Raw genomic sequence first — 18,318 nt, forward strand, 5'->3', positions numbered from 1 at the left:
CGTAGTGCTACGCGCGAAGGGCTATGGGTGGGGGGACGTTTGGCCCCAATCCAACCATTCCCCTCGTCTCATCTCGCGCAGTAGCGCGCCTGCGTTTCTCACCTCCACCCCATCAGTCGATTTCCCTCCCCCTTGTGGGGAGGGTCAGGGTGGGGGTATGCCGGGTCAAACCGAGGCCACGCCATGCCCATCCACACCACCCGCACCATCCCCCTGTCCCATCACCGCGCCCTCACCCTCGGCCCCACGCCCACCATCATGGGCATCCTCAACGTCACCCCCGACAGCTTCTCTGACGGCGGTGAGCACGCCATGCTGGACGCCGCCATTGCCCACGCCCACGCCATGGTCGCCGAGGGCGCCGACATCATCGATATCGGCGGTGAAAGCACGCGCCCCGGCGCAACTCCCGTCTCGATCCAGCACGAACTTGACCGCGTCATCCCCGTCATCGAAGCCCTCGTCGCCGCCGGCATCACCACGCCGATTTCCATCGACACCTACAAGCCCCTGGTCGCCGACCAGGCCATCCAGTCCGGCGCCGTCATTGTCAACGACGTCCATGGCCTGCAAGGCGCGCCAGAAATGGCCGACATCGCGGCGCTGCACGGCGTTCCCGTCATCGCCATGCACTGGGACAAGGTCCGCGATCTTACCAAGCCCATCGCCGACGAAGTCCGCCGCTATTTCGACGCCACTATAGCCGTCGCCGAACGCGCGGGGATAAGCCGCACAAACCTGATCCTCGATCCAGGCTTCGGTTTTTCCAAATCCCTGGCCGAAAATTATCAGCTGCTTCAAGAAATCCAGCAAGCTTGTTCAGGAACCGCCCAAAACGACCAGTTTCCGATTTTGGTCGGCACCTCTCGCAAATCGATGATCGGCAAATTGCTCGGTAACGAGCCCCATGAGCGTCTCGCCGGCACCATTGCCACCAACGTCCTGGCGTACTCCAAGGGCGGGCATATCTTTCGGGTGCACGACATCCGCCCCAACCGCGATGCCCTTCGCGTGGCGCAGGCAACGCTGTATGGTCCCCCCGAAAACGCGAGGTGACCGCATGGCCGACCCCTACACTGGCGACCGTATCATCCTGAAAGACCTGGGCTTTTACGGCTACCATGGCGTCTTTGCCGAGGAAGCCAAGCTCGGCCAGCGATTCTTCATCGATCTGGAATTGGGTACGGATCTTACCGCCGCTGCCGAAACCGATCGCCTCTCTGCCGGGATATCCTACGCGGATATCTACGACGTGGTGAAAAGCAGCTTCGAAGGTCAGCGCATGAAGCTTCTGGAAGCCGTCGCCAACAACATCGTCGAGGCCTTATTCCAGTCTTTCCAAGGCGTTAGCTGGATTATTCTACGCGTCCGCAAGCCCGAGGCACCCATCGCCATGGTTCGCGGCGAGGCCGCCATCGAGCTCCACCGCGTCCGGAAATAGTCAACGATGTCAAAAGCTTGGCTCAGCCTCGGTGCCAATATCGGCGATCCGCCGGCCCAACTGGCCGACGCGGTCGATCGCATCATCTCGCAGCCCCAGATCGCCCTGATCGCCGCCTCGACCGTCATCACCACCAAACCCTGGGGCAAAACCGACCAGCCCGACTTCGCCAATATGGCGATGAGCATTGTCACCAGCCTCAAGCCATTGGAATTGCTTGACGTTCTGCAAGGCATCGAGCTCGCCATGGGCCGCGAACGCATCGAAGTCTGGGGCCCTCGCCTCATCGATATCGATATCATCGCCTACGATCGGCGCATCGAGTTGTCCCCGCGCCTGACCCTGCCGCATCCCTATGCGCACGAGCGCGATTTCGTCCTCGATCCTCTGCGCGAGATCGATCAGGACACGGCCGACTGGGTCATCGCCACGGCCGCGAGCAAAGCCTAATTCCGCAGCCATTCCAAGACGTTAGCGGCGGTATCAAACTCCAGCCGCCGCTTCACACGCCGCTCGGCCGCTTCCTCGTCCTGCCGCCAGGCGCGGATCTGGTGATCCTCATCCACATGCGCTGCCGCCCACACTTGGTCGGGCGTAAACAACTTATGCAACAGCCCGATCGCCAGCAGCCCCGACCCGGTCAGCCCGGTGATCGACACCAGTGCCGTCATCACCAGCAGCCCCTCGGCCTGCAGCGAATCGCCCAGCCGCGCCAGCGTCGCGGCCGGCTGCGCCTGATGGATAATTCCGATAGTCGGTTGAAAACTCACACCAAAATGGCGCGCCAGCGTCACCAGCGCCGCGTCCCAGCTAGCTTCCTGCTCATCAACCAGCGTCTGCGGCGCCTCGGCCCGATACAGCAGCGCATCGCCCGCGGCGAATTTCAGAACCTCCTCGCGGAACGCCGGGATCATCTTCTCGCCGCTCTCCAGCGCCGAATTGATCAATCTTACCATGGGCATAGGATCTGGATTGATAAACTCTCCCTGCGCTGCCCACTCCGCCGCCATCACCGTGGCAATCTCCGCCACCGGCACCACCACCGCTATCTTGCCCGGCGTCTTCACCGGCCGCCCATCCAGCGCCACCGTGAACCCGCCATCCACCGCTAAGACACTGACATCCTTATAGAATCTCTTCGGCAAATCCGACTTCACACGATGATGTGCCCGGCCAAGGCCAGCGTCGCTGTGCTGGTGGGCATCTTCAAGCTGGTCACGCATCGCTCAACTCCAAAACCGTCCGGATCGCCGCGTCGAGATCCTCGTAACGATCAATCACCGCGTCCGCCCCAGCCTCCAGCATCTCGGCCGTCTCATGGTACCCCCATGATACTGCAATAGCTTTCGCCCCGGCAGCCTTGCCCATCTCGATATCGAACGTGGTATCGCCGACCATCACCGTCTGCTCGGCCGACGCCCCCGTCTCGCTCATCGCGCGATACATCATCCCCGGATGCGGCTTGGACGGATTGTGGTCCGGTGTCTGCAGGGTCACGAAGTAATCCTCGATGCCATGCAGCCCCAGAATGCGATGCACCCCATTGAGCCCCTTGCCCGTCGCAATGCCCAATTGCGTATCCGGCCACAGCCGCAGCCGCTCCAGCGCCGACAAAGCGCCAGGAAACAGGCCCTCGCGGCCCTCATCAGTGACCACCGAGGCGCGATAGTGGCTCTTGTAGCTCTCGACTAGCCGCTCGATCAGGCCGGCATCGTCGCTCTTGGCCAACCGCCCCAGCGCCACCGGCAGTGATAGCCCGATCACCCGCCGAGACTCTTCGGGCACCGGCGCCGCCAGTCCGGCTCCGGCGAATGTCGCGGCCATATGCTCGGTGATCAGCGCCTGCGTGTCGATCAGTGTGCCGTCCATGTCGAACATAACGAGGATCACGCGCCCTCCTCCTCGGGGTCCTGTTGCTGGATATCGTACCGATCCGGATCGAAACCCAGCGCATCAAAACTCTGCCGCATATGCGGCGGTAGTGGCGCCGAAATATCCAAACGTTTTCCGCCCCTCAGCGGAAAAGCGATACGTCGTGCATGCAGGTGCAAGCCCTCGCCGAGCCCCGGCGCGCCCTGCCAGTTCTCGATATTGAAGTAGCGCGGATCGCCAATGATCGGCGTGCCCAACTGCGCCATATGCACGCGCAACTGATGTGTGCGCCCGGTCACCGGCTTCAGCGTCACCCAGGCAAAGCGCCGGCTGGCCGTATCGGTCGTCGAATAATACGTGGTCGAATGCTGCGCTCCGGGCGTGCCGTTTTTCACGACAACCACCTGCTCGCCATCCATGCCGCCCTGCTTGGCGAGGAAACACGAAATTTCGCCCTGCTGCGGATGGGGATTGCCGGCGACCACGGCCCAATAAATCTTCCGCGCCGAACGCGATCGGAACACCGTGCCGAAATGGCTGGCCGCCGCGTGCGTCTTGGCAACGACGAGACAGCCCGAAGTGTCCCGGTCCAGCCGATGCACCAAGCGTGGCGGCTCGCCCTTCTTGTTGGGCAGGCTTTTCAGCATCCCGTCGAGATGCCGATAGGTGCCGCTACCGCCCTGCACCGCCAGGCCGCTGGGCTTGTTGAACACGTAGATATCGTCATCCTCATAGAGGATCAGGTCGCGAAGGAAGTCGGCGTCCTCGTCGCGCACCTTGACCGGCTTGACCGTTTCGGGATCGTCGATTGGCGGGATGCGCACGGTTTGGCCGGCAACCACTCGCGTGCTGGTCGTCACCTTGGCCTTGTCGACCTTGACCTCGCCATTGCGGATCAGCTTTTGCAGGCGCCCAAAACCGAGCTGGGGAAAATGGTGCGCGAACCAACGGTCCAGCCGCATTCCATCTTCGTCCTGGCTCACCAGGCGCTGTTGAACCGCACTCATACGGGCAGGCCTCTTGTCATCAAAAGCCCCAGATATAGGCAGACGACCGAAACCACAACCGACAACACCACATAGGTGCCCGCCTGGCCGATTTCGCCGCGCTCGATCAGCGCGATCGTATCCAGCGAAAACGAGGAAAACGTGGTGAACCCGCCGAGCACGCCGACCGCGAGGAACAGCCGTCCTTCAGGCGCCCAGCTCGGCATCGCCCTGGCCATCCCGCCAATCAGGAGCCCCATGGCCAGCGAGCCGACGATGTTGATGAGCAGCGTCGCCAGCGGGAAGCCCGATGGCCAGATACGGCCCACCAGGACCGAGGCCCCGTAGCGGGCCATGGCGCCGATCCCGCCGCCAATGCCCACCAATACCACGCCAACCATTATTCGTCCCCGCCCCGCTTCTCGGCCCGCAACCGCTCGAAATACTCGATCCGCTTGCGGTATTCCCGTTCGAAGCCGCGCTCGACCGGCTCGTAGAATTTCTGACGACCGATCTTTTCGGGGAAATATTCCTGCCCCGAAAACCCCTCCGGTGTGTCGTGGTCATATTGATAGCCGTCGCCATATCCCGAGCCCTTCATCAGCTTGGTCGGCGCATTGAGGATGACCATGGGCGGCATTGGCGAGCCGGTGGCCTTGGCGACGCTCGTCGCCCCCTTGAAGGCCGTGTAGACCGCGTTCGACTTGGGCGCGAGCGCCAGATAGACCACCACCTGCGCCAGCGCCAGCTCGCCTTCCGGCGATCCCAGCATCTGATAGGCATCGCGGCCGGCCACGGCCTGCGGCAGCGCCTGCGGGTCGGCGAGGCCGATATCCTCGACGGCCATGCGGATCAGCCGGCGCGCGAGGAACAGCGGGTCCTCGCCGGCGTCGAGCATGCGAGCGAAATAGTAGAGCGCCGCATCCGGGTCCGAACCGCGCACCGTCTTGTGCAGGGCAGAAATGAGGTTGTAGTGCCCGTCCTGCGCCTTGTCGTAGATCGGCGCCCGGCGCTGCACCACCGTCAGCAGCGCTTGCCCATCCAGCACTTCGCCGGGTTTGGCGGAAGCCAATACTTCCTCCACCAGCCCGAGCAGCGCCCGCCCGTCGCCATCCGCCAACGTCAGCAGCGTTGCGCGCGCCTCCTCGTTGAGCGGCAGGGCCTCGCCGGTCAGCTCTTCCGCACGCTCCACCAGCAGCGCCAGATCGTCCAGCGACAGGGATTCGAAGCGCAGCACCTGGCTGCGCGACAGCAAAGCGGCGTTGAGTTCGAACGACGGGTTTTCCGTCGTGGCGCCCACCAGCACCACCGTGCCGTCTTCCATCACCGGCAGGAAGCCATCCTGCTGGGCGCGGTTGAAGCGGTGAATTTCGTCGACGAACAACAGCGTCTTGTGACCGGACAGCCGCTCGAACCGCGCCTTCTCGAACACCTTCTTGAGATCGGCAACGCCGGAAAACACCGCCGATATCTGCTCGAACCGATAGCCGATTTGATCGGCCAGTAGCCGCGCCACCGTGGTCTTGCCGGTGCCCGGCGGCCCCCAAAGGATCAGCGACCCCAGCCGCCCCGAAGCGATCATCCGTCGCAGGGTACCATCAGGCCCCAACAGATGGGTCTGCCCGATCACCTCATCGAGCACCCGCGGCCGCAATTGGTCGGCCAGCGGTCGCGCGGTGTCACTATCGATGGGGTCGGCGGAAAACAGGTCGGTCATGGCTGCATTCTATCAGACTGCTCAAGCGCATACACCGTGCTCGGGCGTCAACTTCACAGTGATCCCCGATAAAGCGGGGATGCAAGTTTTCAGCGGTCACGACGAAACGCCGTGCGGCGCGAGCGGCTCACGGTTTTGCAAGGACTGCGGCATGCGGCGAGACGTGCCTCATGGTTTTTGTAGTAAGCGAGACACGTCTCGCCGCACGCGATGGGGTTTCTGGCCGCCCGAACGTGGCCCCTTTGAAGTGAGGAACGAACGTCGCACTGGCCCAGGGATCGCGCGACCGCATTCCCCTCCCACCAAACTCCCCACGGCCGTTCGTCGCGAACCCGCAGCCATTGTGGAGATATCGGCGGCGAGGATAGCGCGACGTGGAGGGGATGGGGATTAGTTGGGTAAGAGGCACAAAAGCATCCTCATTCTCGGTGTCACCCCGGCGCAGGCCGGCGCCCATTCTGAGATCGTGGAGCGGGCCGCTAAGTCGTGCGTTGTGCTACTCACTTGCGGCTGCAGCCACATCTCAGGATGGTACCGGACCTGCGCCAGCATGACACCGTGGGTGGAGCGGCGTTGTGCCAAAAGCCGAGGCGGTCGTGATGGGAGGGTCGACAGATGGGCGCCAAACCATCACGGTCAGCCCGAATCCGCCCCTAACCACTGACGATGCTGCGCAACACCTGCCCGCTACGCTCCAACGTCACCTGCCATGTGCGCACGCGCTGGGACGCGGTCCGCTCGAAGGTCTTGGCCGTATCCATTGCCGCATCGTTCAGCGTCATCAGGACATCGTCGACCTGCAAGCCCATCTGGTCCGCCGGCGAACCCTTCGCCACCACAGTCACGATCACGCCCTTGGCGTCGTAAGGCAGTCCCTTGGCCTCGGCGAGGTCCGGGGTGATCTGCCGCACCGTGGTGCCCGAAAACCGTGAATCGCCATTGATGGTCGCCAGCATATCCGGCGTCGGCACCGGCGCAGCCTCGACATTGAACGGCACGTCGTCGGTCTTGCCGCCGCGTAGCCGTTGCAGCGTCGTGGCCTTGCCGATGGGCTTGGTGGCCAGCCGGAAGTTGAAGGCGCTGGGATCGTCGATCGCCACGCCATCGACCGACAGGATCACATCGCCCGAGGCGAACCCCGCCTTGGCGGCTGGCCCATCCGGCGCCACCTCGGTGATCAGCGCACCATGCGGCGCCACCATGCCCAGGCTGCTGGCGATATCGGAATTGACCGCCTGCATCTTGGCGCCGAACCACGGCCGCACGATCGCGCCGCCGCTGACCCCGGCATCGGCCACCAACCGGGCCATGTTGGCCGGGATGGCAAAGCCGATCCCCACCGAACCGCCGGTCTGCGAATAAATCGCCGTATTGATGCCCACCAGATGTCCGTCCAGATCGACCAGCGCTCCACCCGAATTGCCCGGATTGATCGCAGCGTCGGTCTGGATGAAGAACTCGTAGTCAGAGCTCTCGACGCCGGTGCGCGCCAAGCCCGAGACAATGCCGCTGGTGACCGTCTGGCCCACCCCAAACGGATTGCCGATCGCCAGCACCAGGTCGCCGACCTGCAGCGCATCGGAATCGGCGAAAGTGATCGCCGGGAAGGTCGTGCCCTTGGGATCGCGGATCTTGAGCACCGCAAGGTCCGTCTGCGCATCCTCGACCGCCACGTCGACCGCGAACTCCCGGCCGTCCGACAGCGCGATGCGCACATCAGTTGCCCCTTCGATCACATGGCGGTTGGTCAGGATCATGCCCGAGGCATCCACGATCACGCCAGACCCCAGCGATTGGGACTCCCGCGGCCGCGACTGGAACTGGCCCTGCCCGCCGAAGAACCGCTGGAAGAACGGATCATTGGCAAAGGGCGAACTGGATTGCTGCTCGATTGTCGTCGCATAGACATTGACCACTGACGGCGCCACGGCCTTGACCACCGGCGCGAAGCTCAGCTTGACCTGAGCATCGCTGGACGGAACCACCACGTCCGGTGCTATGGCTGCCGCCAGCGTCTCGTTGCGCACGGTCAGCGGCGCCAGCGCCAGCGTGCCGCCAATAGCCAGAACTGCAAGAGCGCCAATTGCCAAAGCCAAACTGCGCGGTGTCATCGGACCAACCTCCGGATTGATACGTTCGGGGACAACCGAACGCTAACATTTCCGCAGCAGAACGCCCCGATTCCGGCGCCATTAAGGTGTCATCGCAACCCTACAAAATCGTCATAAATAAACGTTTGCGTGAGGGGGCATGCGGCCCTATATGCAGCGCTCTTCTCACCGCTTTTTGCAGCCCCAGAAAGGCAAGATGTCCATGACAGACGAGCCGAACCACGTGTTCCCGAACACCTCCGCCCTGATCGCGGCGGAAGCCCCGGATTTTCCGGCCTTCCTGTTCTCCGAACGTGAGCTGCACAAGGCCACAAAGGTGTTCAAGAAGGGTTTTGACGGGCTGCTGACCTATGCGGTCAAATGCAATCCCTCGCCCCACATCATCGCCCAGCTGCACCGCGAAGGCCTCAAGGCCTTCGACGTCGCCTCCAATACCGAAATGGAACTGGTGCGCGACAACGCGCCCGGCGCCGTGATGCACTACAACAACCCGATTAAGAACAAGCGCGAGATCGCCCGCGCTTATGAAGAATTCGGCGTTCGCTCCTTCACCATCGACCATCCCCAGCAGCTCGACCAGCTTGCCGCCGTGGTCTCGCCCTCGCGCGATGTCGAAGTCACGACCCGCTTCAAGGCCGGCAAGGCGCTGAAATCCTACGATTTCGGCATCAAGTTTGGCGTCATGGAACAGGGCGCGGCTGAAATCGCCACCATGGTCGACCAGATGGGCTACACGCCGAGCCTCTGCTTCCACGTCGGCAGCCAGTGCGAAGACGCTTACGCCTATGAGCGCCACATCGCCGCGGCCGCGCGCATCGTCGAGGAAGCCGGCATCGAGCTTAAGCGCCTCAATATCGGCGGCGGCTATCCGGCCCCCTACCCGACCAGCGAAGCCCCGCCGATGGACTATTACTTCGAAACCATCGCCACCGCCGTCAACGACCACTTCGGCGAAAAGCGCAAGCCCGAGCTGATCATCGAGCCTGGCCGGGCCCTCGTGACCTCGTCCACCTCGCTGTTGCTGCGCGTAAAACATCAGCGCGGCGGCCAGTCGGTCTATGTCAATGACGGCGCCTATGGCAGCCTGATGGAAGTCAAGTTCATGCACTTCACCCCGCCGGTCCGCGTCTGGCGCGGCGCTCGCGTGCATGACAACGATGCCGAGTTCTCCGAATTCACCGTCTGGGGCCCCACCTGCGATAGCTACGACGTGCTGCCCCAGACTTTCACCCTGCCGTCGGATATCGATGAGGATGACTGGATCGAGTTCGGCCTGATGGGCGCCTACACCCAGGCCTCGCTGACCCCGTTCAACGGCTTCGACCGCCGCGACCAGTTCTGGGTCGACGAGGTCTATACCGGCAAGGACGTGCAGCCGGAGTAAGCTCGGGCTTGCCAGCGCGATATCAGGGAGCTATAGACCCGCTCCCTTAACCGCCACAAACAATGCAGTTGCGGGGCCATTCCTTCCGGAGTGGCCCTTTCTATTGGAGCTCCGCCGACCGCTCTTCGCGCCTTTTCCACCCCGATCATCGAACGACATATCGGAACTGAAAATGCAGACATTTCCGCCTCTCGCATCATTGGGCACGCGCATCGTGATCCTCGGCCCGAGCAATTCGGGCAAATCGACTTTGGCTGTCGCCCTGGGCAATGCACTCGATGTTCCCGCTATCCACCTGGATCGGCTCCGGCATTTGCCCAATACCAATTGGCAGGCCCGCTCCAACGACGACTTCGCCAAGCTGCACGACGAGGCCATTCTGGCGCCTGGCTGGGTCATGGAGGGCAGTTATTCCAAGCTCGCGCCGCAGCGGCTTCGGCGCGCCACCGGCATCATCGTTGTCACCGACGGCCTCATGACGCGCTATCGACGCTATTTTCATCGTACCCTGTTCCAGAGCACACGTGTCGGCGCCCTGGACGGAGGGCAGGATACAGTCAATTGGACGATGATCAGTTGGCTATGGAAATCCCGGAATGCAGCCAGCAAGTATCGGAGCATGGCGCAAGCATCCGGCCTGCCGCATGTCTTCGTCAATAATCAGAGCAAGTTGAACCGGCTTTACGCGGACTGGGGGCTGGCGCCGGTCCGGAATGCCGCTAACCGCCGAGGACAACTTTGACGCCACGCGAGGCTTCACCAGCCCAAGCCGGACGCTGACCTCTTTTCGCCTTTTCCACCCCGATCCCATCAAACATATCGGAACTGAAAATGCTCGCTTTCCCGCCTCTCGACAGCCTGGGGCCACGCATCTGCGTCTGCGGCCCGTCCAATGCCGGCAAATCGACGCTGACATGGGCCATCGCCGACAAGATCGGCGCCACCCCAGTCTCGCTCGACCAACTCCGCTTCCTGCCCGATACCGATTGGCAGCTTCGTCCCGACGCCGATTTTGAGTTGCTGCATGAGCAGGCCATCGCCCGCGAACGCTGGATCATCGAGGGCAATTACATGAGCCTGCTGCCGCCGCGCGTGGCTCGCGCCACCGGCGTTATCCTGCTCGGCACAGATCGTTGGACCGCGTTCGGCCGCTATCTGCGCCGCACGCTGTTTGAGCGCCAGCGCCACGGCCATCTGGCCGGAGCCAAGGACAGTCTCAAATGGGACATGGTGAGCTTCATTCTCATCGAGCAGCCGCGCAAGCGCCAACGCGACATTGACCTGCTGCGCGCTACCGGCCTGCCCATGGTGCAGGTGGAATCCATGCGCGAGCTCAAGGCCGCCTATGCCACCTGGGATCTCGAGCGGTCGCCGGTTATTTCGCCGATGGCTTGAGCAGGCCCAGTTCGATCAGGCTTTCCGCCGCACTCAGGATTGCGTCCTTGGCCGGGATAAATGCCCGGCCGAGCAGCATCTCGCCCTTGCTGCGGTCAAAGTGCTTTTCGTTGCCGATGTCGTGGATGATCTGCCGGGTGGGCCCACCAAAGCAGGCGAGCAGCTTGATGATCCAGTCTGGCACGGACTTGGACGTGACCATCCGCTCCGGATACGCCGCGCGGAGAATGTTGGCGACCTCGGGAAACGGGACATAATCCGAGGTGGCGAGGTAGCGCTGTCCCACCGACGCCAGCTGCTGCAGCGCTGCCACATGCAGCGCCGCCACGTCGCCGTCCAGCGCCCTGGCCGCCGCCCTGCGCACGGCCCTCCGCCTTTGCGGCCGACCGAACAGTGCCGCGCACCGAATGGCCGGCGCGCAGAAGCTCGATCACGGTCCACTTGCCGACGAAGCCGCTCGCGCCCGTGACCAGAACCAGCCCTTTGCCCGCCATCGCATCCCCCAAAGCAATGATGGCCACGCACAACAAAAAGCGGCCACGGATAATCCGTGGCCGCCCAAAATTATTCCGTCAAGTCGAAGCAGTCTTACGCTGCGACCGACTCGTCTTCGTCTTCGCGCGTGAACACCGGGCCGCTATCGAGGCCCTTGGCATTGACGTCGCGATCGACGAACTCGATCACTGCCAGCGGCGCGTTGTCGCCATAGCGGAAACCGGCCTTCAGGATGCGGATATAGCCGCCCTGACGTTCCTTGTAGCGCGGCCCGAGGACTGCGAACAGCTTGGCCACCTGGCCCTCGTCGCGCATCTGCGCGATCGCTTGGCGGCGAGCATGCAGGTCGCCGCGCTTGCCCAGCGTGATCAGCTTCTCGACGATCGGACGCAGTTCCTTGGCCTTTGGCAAGGTCGTGACGATCTGCTCGTGCTTGATCAGCGCGGCGGACATATTGGCGAACATGGCCTTGCGATGGCTGGCAGTCCGGTTAAGTTTGCGGCCTGAATTACCGTGGCGCATGGTTGTCTCCTAAAGTGCTTGGCAGCGCGGGATCAATAATGATCTTCGTAGCGCTTGGCGAGGTCATCGATATTCTCGGGTGGCCAATTGGCAACGTCCATTCCGAGATGAAGGCCCATCTGCGCGAGCACTTCCTTGATTTCGTTGAGCGACTTGCGGCCGAAATTCGGTGTCCGCAGCATCTCGGCTTCCGTCTTCTGGATAAGGTCGCCGATATAGACAATGTTGTCGTTCTTGAGGCAATTGGCCGAACGCACCGAAAGCTCGAGCTCGTCGACCTTCTTGAGCAGTGCCGGGTTGAACGCCAGTTCCGGAACGGAATCCTGGGTCTTTTCCTTGCTGGGCTCTTCGAAGTTCACGAACACCGACAGCTGGTCCTGCAGGATGCGGGCGGCATAAGCCACGGCGTCATCCGGCGAGATTGCACCATTGGTTTCGACCTGCAGGGTCAGCTTGTCCTTGTCCAGGCTCTCGCCCGCACGGGTCGCATCGACCTTGTAGGAAACGCGGCGAACCGGCGAGAACAGCGCATCGACCGGGATATAGCCAATCGGAGCGTCTTCCGGACGATTCTTGTCGGCCGGGACGTAGCCCTTGCCGGTATCGACCGTAAACTCGATATTGATCTCGGCGCCGTCATCAAGATGACAGATCACGAGTTCAGGGTTCAGCACTTCGATGTCACCGGTGACCTTGATGTCGCCAGCAGTCACGGCCGCGGGGCCGGATTTGGAGAGCTGCAGGCGCTTGGGGCCTTCGCCGCCCATCTTCAACGCGATTTCTTTCACGTTGAGCACGAGATCGGTCATGTCTTCACGCACGCCCGGAAGCGACGAGAATTCATGCAAGATGCCGTCAATCTGGATTGCAGTCACTGCGGCGCCCTGAAGCGACGACAGCAGCACGCGACGAAGAGCATTGCCCAGGGTAAGCCCGTAACCGCGCTCAAGCGGCTCGGCAACCACCGAGGCCACGCGCGCGTTGTCGCTGCCCGAAACAATCTCCAGCTTGGTCGGCTTAATCAGTTCTTGCCAGTTCCTCTGGATCGTCACGGTTATGTCCTTTCAAAATCGCGGCCTCGCCCAGGCCGCTCCGCCGCAAACGCAATGAGACTCCCGGCCGCGCGGCCGGGAGCTTCTAAACCGTCTAAATTAGACGCGGCGCCGCTTGCGCGGACGGCAGCCATTGTGCGGGATCGAGGTCACGTCGCGGATCGAGGTGACATTGAACCCAGCCGCCTGCAACGCCCGGAGTGCCGATTCGCGGCCCGAACCAGGACCGCGCACTTCGACCTCAAGGGTCTTCATGCCATGTTCCTGGGCCTTCTTGGCAGCGTCTTCAGCAGCAACCTGAGCGGCATAAGGGGTCGACTTGCGCGAACCCTTGAACCCCATAACGCCCGACGAGGACCACGAAATCGTGTTGCCCTGCATGTCGGCGATGGTGATCATCGTATTGTTGAACGAGGCATTCACGTGGGCAACACCCGACGTGATATTCTTACGTTCCTTGCGCTTAACGCGAGTCGTTTCAGTCTTAGCCATGTAATTCCTCTATTCGATATCGGCGCTGCCGTTAGCCATCCGGCCCCAGCAGCTACATCGAAGAACCCGAAGCGGGTTCTTACTTCTTCTTGCCAGCGATCGCCTTTGCCGGACCCTTGCGGGTACGAGCATTGGTGTGGGTGCGCTGACCACGAACCGGCAGGCCACGACGATGGCGAAGGCCACGGTAGTTGCCCAGATCCATCAGCCGCTTGATATTCATCGCCACATTGCGGCGAAGGTCACCTTCCACGACGTAGTCGCGGTCGATGGCTTCACGGATCTGGATCACTTCCGCGTCGGTCAACTCGTTGACGCGACGATCGGCCGGAATGCCAACCTTGGTGCAGATATCCTCGGCGAACTTGTCGCCGATCCCGTGGATATACTGCAGCGCGATGACTACGCGCTTATTCGTCGGGATATTGACGCCAGCAATACGGGCCACGTCTGCTCTCCTTCATTCAACACCAGCCATCACGGCGGTGTCCTTAAACAACAAGGGACCGGATTTCGACCCCCAACCTGCGTGAGGAACCGAATCCAGCCCAATAATCCATGAGACTGGTGCGGTTCATAAGGATAAGACAGGGCAGTGTCAACTGCCCCGGCCAATCCAAAGCTTTCAGTTTTCGATGGCTGCCTTGATCGCAGCAGTTACCTGCTCGACCGGTGCCATACCGTCGACCGTTTTGACCAGCCCATGCTGGCGGTAGTAGTCCACCAGCGGTGCCGTATCGCGATTGTACACTTCCAACCGCTTGCGAATGACGTCCGGATGATCATCCGGGCGGTTGCTTTCCTTGGCGCGGTTGATCACACGCTCGACCAGGACCTCGGCATTCGCCGTCATCTCGATCACGGCGTTGAGCTGCATGCCCTTTTGCTCGAGCATTTCGTCGAGCGCCTCGGCCTGCGCAATCGTGCGTGGAAAGCCGTCAAGGATAAACCCGTTATGGCAATCAGCGGCGTCGAGACGCTCCGAGACGATACCGTTGACGATATCGTTGGACACCAGGTCACCACGGTCCATGACGGCCTTGGCCGCCAGTCCCATCTCCGTCTTCGCCTCGATGGCCGACCGCAAGATGTCGCCAGTCGAGAGTTGGGGAATACCGTAAGCTTCGACCAGAATCTTGGCCTGCGTACCCTTCCCCGCTCCAGGCGGTCCCAGCAGGATCAACCTCATCGACGCTTACCTCCCCCACCAAGACGGGACTTCTTGACGAGCCCCTCATACTGCTGCGCGATCAGATGGCTCTGGATCTGGCTCACTGTATCGAGCGTCACCGTCACCATGATCAGCAGCGAGGTGCCGCCGATGAACTGGCTGACCGCCAGCTGGTTGTGGATGATCTCGGGGATCAAGGCCACGACCGTCAGGTAGAGCGCGCCGACCACCGTGATGCGCGTCAGCACATAGTCGATATGTGCCGCCGTGCGTTCGCCCGGACGCACGCCCGGAATGAAGCCGCCGGAGCGCTTCAGGTTATCCGCGGTCTCCTGCGGATTGAACACGATGGCCGTATAGAAGAACGAGAAGAAGATGATGAACACGGCGAACAGCGTCAGGTAGAGCGGCTGGCCGCGGCCGAGCATGGCCGTTACCGTCTGCAGCCACACCGGCGCATTGCCCTGCGCAGCGAACGACGCGATGGTCGCCGGCAGCAGCAGCAAGGACGAGCCGAAAATGACCGGGATAACACCCGAAGTATTCAGCTTAAGCGGCAGGTGCGAGGTATCGCCCTGGAACATCTTGTTGCCGACCTGGCGCTTCGGATACTGGATCAGCAGCCGGCGCTGGGCGCGTTCGAAGAACACGATACCGGCGATCACCACGATAGCCAGCACCAGGATGAAGATGCCTGCAGCAGCCGGCAAGGCACCGGTGCGGCTCAGTTCCATGGTCTGCACCAGGGTCGTGGGCAGATTGGCGACGATACCGGCGAAAATGATCAGCGAAATGCCGTTGCCGACACCGCGCGACGTGATCTGCTCGCCCAGCCACATCAGGAACATGGTGCCGCCGACGAGGGTAATCACCGTGGTAAAACGGAACATCCAGCCCGGATGCAGCACGACGCCCTGGCTGGCTTCCAGCCCGATGGCAATGCCATAGGCCTGCACGGCGCAGAACACGACCGCCAGATAGCGGGTGTACTGGTTCATCTTGCGACGACCCGCCTCACCCTCTTTCTTCATCGCTTCGAGACGCGGCGACGCCGTGGCGATCACCTGCACCACGATCGACGCGGTAATATAGGGAATAAGGTTCAGGGCAAAGATCGCCATGCGCTGCACGGCACCGCCGGAGAACATGTTGAACATGCCGATGATGCCCTGCTGGCTCTGTTCGAACGTCGCCTGGAAAGCATCCGGGTCGATGCCCGGAACCGGAATGAAAGTCCCCAGACGATACACAAGCAGCGCGCCCAGTGTGAACCAGATGCGCTGCTGCAGGGCTTTCGCCTTGGAGAATGTCGAAAAATTCAGATTACGAGCTAGTTGCTCGGCTGCGGACGCCATGTATCGCTCCCTATGGCTTCAAGGCCAGGTGCGCTCGGAGCGCTTCAGGATGCAGATGCATCTGTATCCCCAACGCAACAAACCAGAAGAGCACACCCAGCCAATGGCCGGATGTGCCCGTGCCGATAATTAACCAGCGTATGGAGTCTTCTTCCACGTCGCCTTGGTCGGGATGATATCGAGCTTGCCACCGGCCGATTCAATAGCTGCCGTTGCGCCAGCGGTCGCATAATCGACCTTGAAGGTCACATTCTTGGCGGTGAAGCCAGCCGAGCCGATCAGGCGCACGCCGTCCTTGGGACGACGGATCACGCGTGCGGCGATCAAGGCAGCAGCGTCAACCACGCCCTTGATGTCCAGCTTGCCGCTGTCGATATAGGCCTGGATACGGTCGATGCGAACCTCGTTCCAATCCCCTGGGTTCAGGGCATTGAAGCCGCGCTTTGGCATACGCATGTGAAGGGGCATCTGGCCGCCTTCGAAGCCGTTGATGGCAACGCCGGAGCGCGCCGTCTGGCCCTTGCCGCCACGGCCGCCGGTCTTGCCCTTGCCCGAGCCAATACCACGGCCGATACGCATACGGACCTTGTTGGCGCCTGGATTGTCGCGAAGTTCGTTCAAACGGGTCATTACGAAGCTACCTTCTTACTCGCCGATAACACGGACGAGATGCGGGAGCTTACGAATCATGCCACGCACTTCGGGCGTATCGATCAGCTCGCGCTCTTTGTTCATCTTGTTGAGCCCGAGACCGATCAGGGTCGCGCGCTGCACTTTGTCGCGGCGGATCGGCGAGCCGATCTGCTTCACGACGAGGGTCTTTTGTTCAGCCATGATATCTCTCCGTCCGGGTTACCGGATCAAGCCTCGACTGTTTCGCCACGACGGGCTTGCAGTTCCGAAACCTTCAAGCCACGACGCGATGCAACCGAGCGAGGGCTATCGACGCGCTTGAGCGCATCGAAGGTGGCCCGCACCATGTTGTAGGGGTTTGCAGTCCCCTGCGACTTGGCAACGATGTCGTTGATGCCCAGCGTCTCGAACACGGCGCGCATCGGACCACCGGCGATGATGCCGGTACCCGGAACGGCGGCACGCAGGATGACCTTGCCAGCGCCGTGACGTCCGGTGACGTCATGGTGCAGCGTACGGGCGTCGCGCAGCGGCACCCGGATCATCTGGCGCTTGGCCTGCTCGGTTGCCTTGCGGATTGCCTCTGGAACTTCACGGGCCTTACCGTGACCAAAGCCAACGCGGCCCTTCTGGTCACCGACCACGACAAGCGCGGCGAAACCAAAACGACGGCCACCCTTGACCACCTTGGCCACACGGTTGATGTGGACCAGGCGATCGACAAATTCGCTATCGCGTTCTTGAACGTCTCTGCTCATAGTATCTTCTTTCTCGCGCCGTGGATCAGAACTGCAGGCCGCCCTCGCGGGCAGCGTCTGCTAGGGCCTTGACCCGGCCATGATAGATGTAGGCGCCGCGATCGAAGATCACTTCGGCAACGCCGGCCTTGGAGCCGCGCTCGGCAATCAACTTGCCAATCGCTGCAGCAGCCTCGGCGGTAGCACCGTTGCCAACCGACGCCTTGACGTCCTTGTCCAGCGTCGATGCGGCGGCCAGCGTACGGCCTGTCGTATCGTCGATGATCTGGGCGTAGATATTCTTGTCCGAACGGAAAACCGACAGACGCGGACGACCGAAGGCACGAGCCTTGAGCGCCTTGCGGACACGGGCCTTGCGGCGATCCGCTCCCTTTGCACTGATAGCCATTGCAGGCGCTCCTTACTTCTTCTTGCCTTCTTTGCGGAAGACGAACTCGCCAGCATAGCGAACGCCCTTGCCCTTATAGGGCTCTGGCTTGCGCCATGCACGAATGTTCGCCGCAACCTGGCCGACGGCCTGCTTGTCGATGCCGGTGATGACGATTTCCGTCGGCACTGGCACGGCAAGGGTGATTCCCTTGGGGGCTTCATAGATCACTTCGTGGCTGAACCCAAGCGACAGCTTGATGTCCTTGCCCTGAAGAGCAGCGCGATAACCAACGCCCTGGATGTTCAGGCGGCGTTCGAAGCCGGCGCTGACGCCCGTCACCATGTTCTGGATCAGAGCGCGCGTGGTGCCCCAGGCTGCCTTGGCAAACCGGGTGTCGTTCGCAGGCGACACAACCAGACCAGCTTCGGTCTGCTCGACATTGATGGCGTCCATGAGCTCGATGCTCAGTTCACCCTTGGGGCCCTTGGCGGAAACGGTGCGACCATTAATGGTCACCGTAACACCACCGACCGGGGCTACCGGCTGTTTGCCTGTACGTGACAT

At 62.0% G+C, this 18,318-nt stretch carries 24 protein-coding genes and 1 pseudogene; 6 read left to right on the plus strand and 19 right to left on the minus strand.

Annotation, left to right across the window (positions count from 1 at the left end; translation table 11 throughout):
• Positions 1-183 precede the first annotated feature (183 nt).
• From folP to folK, 3 genes are read left to right on the plus strand one after another with little or no spacing between them, the layout of a single operon-like run.
• A complete protein-coding gene (gene folP, locus ABIB57_RS06065) occupies positions 184-1,056 on the plus strand; it encodes a dihydropteroate synthase (protein ID WP_354039228.1) in 873 nt (290 codons plus the stop codon).
• A 4-nt stretch (positions 1,057-1,060) separates the two neighbouring features.
• On the plus strand, positions 1,061-1,441 hold the full coding sequence (folB, locus tag ABIB57_RS06070; RefSeq protein ID WP_354039229.1) for a dihydroneopterin aldolase: 381 nt from the start codon (positions 1,061-1,063) through the stop codon (positions 1,439-1,441).
• Between the two features lie 6 nt (positions 1,442-1,447).
• Positions 1,448-1,891, plus strand: a complete 444-nt coding sequence (gene folK, locus ABIB57_RS06075) for a 2-amino-4-hydroxy-6-hydroxymethyldihydropteridine diphosphokinase (RefSeq protein WP_354039230.1) — start codon at positions 1,448-1,450, stop codon at positions 1,889-1,891.
• Here the strand turns inward: folK and ABIB57_RS06080 are convergent.
• From ABIB57_RS06080 to ABIB57_RS06105, 6 genes are all read right to left on the minus strand, one after another.
• Positions 1,888-2,664: an ATP12 family chaperone protein gene (locus tag ABIB57_RS06080; protein ID WP_354039231.1), complete on the minus strand. Its 777-nt coding sequence runs from the start codon at positions 2,662-2,664 to the stop codon at positions 1,888-1,890. The genes folK and ABIB57_RS06080 overlap by 4 nt on opposite strands.
• The gene (locus ABIB57_RS06085) at positions 2,657-3,331 is read right to left on the minus strand and encodes an HAD-IA family hydrolase (RefSeq protein WP_354039232.1); all 675 of its coding nucleotides are present in this window, start codon (positions 3,329-3,331) and stop codon (positions 2,657-2,659) included. Before ABIB57_RS06085 ends, ABIB57_RS06080 begins: the two co-directional genes overlap by 8 nt.
• Positions 3,328-4,320, minus strand: coding sequence for an RluA family pseudouridine synthase (locus ABIB57_RS06090; RefSeq protein WP_354039233.1), 993 nt, complete (start codon positions 4,318-4,320; stop codon positions 3,328-3,330). The genes ABIB57_RS06085 and ABIB57_RS06090 overlap by 4 nt, the downstream gene beginning before the upstream one ends.
• Positions 4,317-4,700: a fluoride efflux transporter CrcB gene (gene crcB, locus ABIB57_RS06095; RefSeq protein ID WP_354039234.1), complete on the minus strand. Its 384-nt coding sequence runs from the start codon at positions 4,698-4,700 to the stop codon at positions 4,317-4,319. The genes ABIB57_RS06090 and crcB overlap by 4 nt, the downstream gene beginning before the upstream one ends.
• The gene (locus ABIB57_RS06100; protein ID WP_354039236.1) at positions 4,700-6,016 is read right to left on the minus strand and encodes a replication-associated recombination protein A; all 1,317 of its coding nucleotides are present in this window, start codon (positions 6,014-6,016) and stop codon (positions 4,700-4,702) included. The genes crcB and ABIB57_RS06100 overlap by 1 nt, the downstream gene beginning before the upstream one ends.
• A gap of 653 nt (positions 6,017-6,669) precedes the next feature.
• Positions 6,670-8,127, minus strand: coding sequence for a Do family serine endopeptidase (locus ABIB57_RS06105; protein WP_354039238.1), 1,458 nt, complete (start codon positions 8,125-8,127; stop codon positions 6,670-6,672).
• 196 nt (positions 8,128-8,323) lie between these two features.
• Here ABIB57_RS06105 and ABIB57_RS06110 point away from each other — a divergent pair, with 196 nt between their 5' ends.
• The 3 genes from ABIB57_RS06110 (at position 8,324) to ABIB57_RS06120 (ending at position 10,906) form a co-directional block, all read left to right on the plus strand.
• Positions 8,324-9,511, plus strand: coding sequence for a type III PLP-dependent enzyme domain-containing protein (locus tag ABIB57_RS06110; protein ID WP_354039239.1), 1,188 nt, complete (start codon positions 8,324-8,326; stop codon positions 9,509-9,511).
• Positions 9,512-9,683: 172 nt separating this feature from the next.
• Entirely contained in the window at positions 9,684-10,253 is a 570-nt protein-coding gene (locus tag ABIB57_RS06115) for a P-loop NTPase family protein (RefSeq protein ID WP_354039241.1), read from the plus strand.
• An 89-nt stretch (positions 10,254-10,342) separates the two neighbouring features.
• Entirely contained in the window at positions 10,343-10,906 is a 564-nt protein-coding gene (locus ABIB57_RS06120) for a P-loop NTPase family protein (protein WP_354039243.1), read from the plus strand.
• Here ABIB57_RS06120 and ABIB57_RS06125 read toward each other — a convergent pair.
• From ABIB57_RS06125 to rplF, 13 genes and pseudogenes are all read right to left on the minus strand, one after another.
• Positions 10,887-11,270 (minus strand): hypothetical protein, encoded by a 384-nt coding sequence (locus ABIB57_RS06125; protein ID WP_354039724.1) that lies wholly within the window; start codon positions 11,268-11,270, stop codon positions 10,887-10,889. The genes ABIB57_RS06120 and ABIB57_RS06125 overlap by 20 nt on opposite strands.
• Positions 11,271-11,292: 22 nt before the next feature.
• A pseudogene (locus tag ABIB57_RS06130) lies at positions 11,293-11,400 on the minus strand (NAD-dependent epimerase/dehydratase family protein); the annotation flags it as partial.
• Positions 11,401-11,494: 94 nt separating this feature from the next.
• Complete coding sequence (rplQ, locus tag ABIB57_RS06135; RefSeq protein WP_299746349.1) at positions 11,495-11,923, minus strand: 50S ribosomal protein L17; 429 nt, start codon at positions 11,921-11,923, stop codon at positions 11,495-11,497.
• A gap of 32 nt (positions 11,924-11,955) precedes the next feature.
• On the minus strand, positions 11,956-12,981 hold the full coding sequence (locus ABIB57_RS06140; RefSeq protein ID WP_299746486.1) for a DNA-directed RNA polymerase subunit alpha: 1,026 nt from the start codon (positions 12,979-12,981) through the stop codon (positions 11,956-11,958).
• A 93-nt stretch (positions 12,982-13,074) separates the two neighbouring features.
• The gene (gene rpsK, locus ABIB57_RS06145) at positions 13,075-13,467 is read right to left on the minus strand and encodes a 30S ribosomal protein S11 (RefSeq protein ID WP_035102656.1); all 393 of its coding nucleotides are present in this window, start codon (positions 13,465-13,467) and stop codon (positions 13,075-13,077) included.
• A 79-nt stretch (positions 13,468-13,546) separates the two neighbouring features.
• Positions 13,547-13,915 carry a 30S ribosomal protein S13 gene (gene rpsM / locus ABIB57_RS06150; RefSeq protein WP_299723831.1) on the minus strand — a complete coding sequence of 123 codons (369 nt, stop codon included), beginning with the start codon at positions 13,913-13,915 and terminating at the stop codon, positions 13,547-13,549.
• Positions 13,916-14,092: 177 nt separating this feature from the next.
• A complete protein-coding gene (locus tag ABIB57_RS06155) occupies positions 14,093-14,656 on the minus strand; it encodes an adenylate kinase (protein ID WP_299723828.1) in 564 nt (187 codons plus the stop codon).
• The gene (secY, locus tag ABIB57_RS06160) at positions 14,653-15,993 is read right to left on the minus strand and encodes a preprotein translocase subunit SecY (RefSeq protein WP_299723825.1); all 1,341 of its coding nucleotides are present in this window, start codon (positions 15,991-15,993) and stop codon (positions 14,653-14,655) included. The genes ABIB57_RS06155 and secY overlap by 4 nt, the downstream gene beginning before the upstream one ends.
• Before the next feature lie 129 nt (positions 15,994-16,122).
• Positions 16,123-16,623 (minus strand): 50S ribosomal protein L15, encoded by a 501-nt coding sequence (rplO, locus tag ABIB57_RS06165; RefSeq protein ID WP_354039245.1) that lies wholly within the window; start codon positions 16,621-16,623, stop codon positions 16,123-16,125.
• A 15-nt stretch (positions 16,624-16,638) separates the two neighbouring features.
• The gene (rpmD, locus tag ABIB57_RS06170; RefSeq protein WP_299723819.1) at positions 16,639-16,827 is read right to left on the minus strand and encodes a 50S ribosomal protein L30; all 189 of its coding nucleotides are present in this window, start codon (positions 16,825-16,827) and stop codon (positions 16,639-16,641) included.
• A 26-nt stretch (positions 16,828-16,853) separates the two neighbouring features.
• Positions 16,854-17,384: a 30S ribosomal protein S5 gene (rpsE, locus tag ABIB57_RS06175; protein WP_299723816.1), complete on the minus strand. Its 531-nt coding sequence runs from the start codon at positions 17,382-17,384 to the stop codon at positions 16,854-16,856.
• Between the two features lie 25 nt (positions 17,385-17,409).
• Positions 17,410-17,772 (minus strand): 50S ribosomal protein L18, encoded by a 363-nt coding sequence (rplR, locus tag ABIB57_RS06180; protein WP_299723813.1) that lies wholly within the window; start codon positions 17,770-17,772, stop codon positions 17,410-17,412.
• 12 nt (positions 17,773-17,784) lie between these two features.
• On the minus strand, positions 17,785-18,318 hold the full coding sequence (gene rplF / locus ABIB57_RS06185) for a 50S ribosomal protein L6 (protein ID WP_299746335.1): 534 nt from the start codon (positions 18,316-18,318) through the stop codon (positions 17,785-17,787).

The sequence above is a fragment of the Devosia sp. UYZn731 genome (assembly GCF_040546795.1).
Classification (GTDB): Bacteria; Pseudomonadota; Alphaproteobacteria; order Rhizobiales; family Devosiaceae; genus Devosia.

What these genes read in the sequence shown, in the direction of transcription:
- ABIB57_RS06155 (WP_299723828.1), bottom strand. Translation starts at nt 14,656, where the DNA reads ATGAGGTTGATCCTGCTGGGACCGCCTGGAGCGGGGAAGGGTACGCAG.
- ABIB57_RS06080 (WP_354039231.1), bottom strand. Translation starts at nt 2,664, where the DNA reads ATGCGTGACCAGCTTGAAGATGCCCACCAGCACAGCGACGCTGGCCTT.
- ABIB57_RS06100 (WP_354039236.1), bottom strand. Translation starts at nt 6,016, where the DNA reads ATGACCGACCTGTTTTCCGCCGACCCCATCGATAGTGACACCGCGCGA.
- rpsE (WP_299723816.1), bottom strand. Translation starts at nt 17,384, where the DNA reads ATGAGCAGAGACGTTCAAGAACGCGATAGCGAATTTGTCGATCGCCTG.
- folP (WP_354039228.1), top strand. Translation starts at nt 184, where the DNA reads ATGCCCATCCACACCACCCGCACCATCCCCCTGTCCCATCACCGCGCC.
- ABIB57_RS06110 (WP_354039239.1), top strand. Translation starts at nt 8,324, where the DNA reads ATGTCCATGACAGACGAGCCGAACCACGTGTTCCCGAACACCTCCGCC.
- folK (WP_354039230.1), top strand. Translation starts at nt 1,448, where the DNA reads ATGTCAAAAGCTTGGCTCAGCCTCGGTGCCAATATCGGCGATCCGCCG.
- rpmD (WP_299723819.1), bottom strand. Translation starts at nt 16,827, where the DNA reads ATGGCTGAACAAAAGACCCTCGTCGTGAAGCAGATCGGCTCGCCGATC.
- crcB (WP_354039234.1), bottom strand. Translation starts at nt 4,700, where the DNA reads ATGGTTGGCGTGGTATTGGTGGGCATTGGCGGCGGGATCGGCGCCATG.
- rplO (WP_354039245.1), bottom strand. Translation starts at nt 16,623, where the DNA reads ATGACCCGTTTGAACGAACTTCGCGACAATCCAGGCGCCAACAAGGTC.
- rplQ (WP_299746349.1), bottom strand. Translation starts at nt 11,923, where the DNA reads ATGCGCCACGGTAATTCAGGCCGCAAACTTAACCGGACTGCCAGCCAT.
- ABIB57_RS06120 (WP_354039243.1), top strand. Translation starts at nt 10,343, where the DNA reads ATGCTCGCTTTCCCGCCTCTCGACAGCCTGGGGCCACGCATCTGCGTC.
- rplF (WP_299746335.1), bottom strand. Translation starts at nt 18,318, where the DNA reads ATGTCACGTACAGGCAAACAGCCGGTAGCCCCGGTCGGTGGTGTTACG.
- rplR (WP_299723813.1), bottom strand. Translation starts at nt 17,772, where the DNA reads ATGGCTATCAGTGCAAAGGGAGCGGATCGCCGCAAGGCCCGTGTCCGC.
- rpsK (WP_035102656.1), bottom strand. Translation starts at nt 13,467, where the DNA reads ATGGCTAAGACTGAAACGACTCGCGTTAAGCGCAAGGAACGTAAGAAT.
- ABIB57_RS06090 (WP_354039233.1), bottom strand. Translation starts at nt 4,320, where the DNA reads ATGAGTGCGGTTCAACAGCGCCTGGTGAGCCAGGACGAAGATGGAATG.
- folB (WP_354039229.1), top strand. Translation starts at nt 1,061, where the DNA reads ATGGCCGACCCCTACACTGGCGACCGTATCATCCTGAAAGACCTGGGC.
- secY (WP_299723825.1), bottom strand. Translation starts at nt 15,993, where the DNA reads ATGGCGTCCGCAGCCGAGCAACTAGCTCGTAATCTGAATTTTTCGACA.
- ABIB57_RS06105 (WP_354039238.1), bottom strand. Translation starts at nt 8,127, where the DNA reads ATGACACCGCGCAGTTTGGCTTTGGCAATTGGCGCTCTTGCAGTTCTG.
- ABIB57_RS06115 (WP_354039241.1), top strand. Translation starts at nt 9,684, where the DNA reads ATGCAGACATTTCCGCCTCTCGCATCATTGGGCACGCGCATCGTGATC.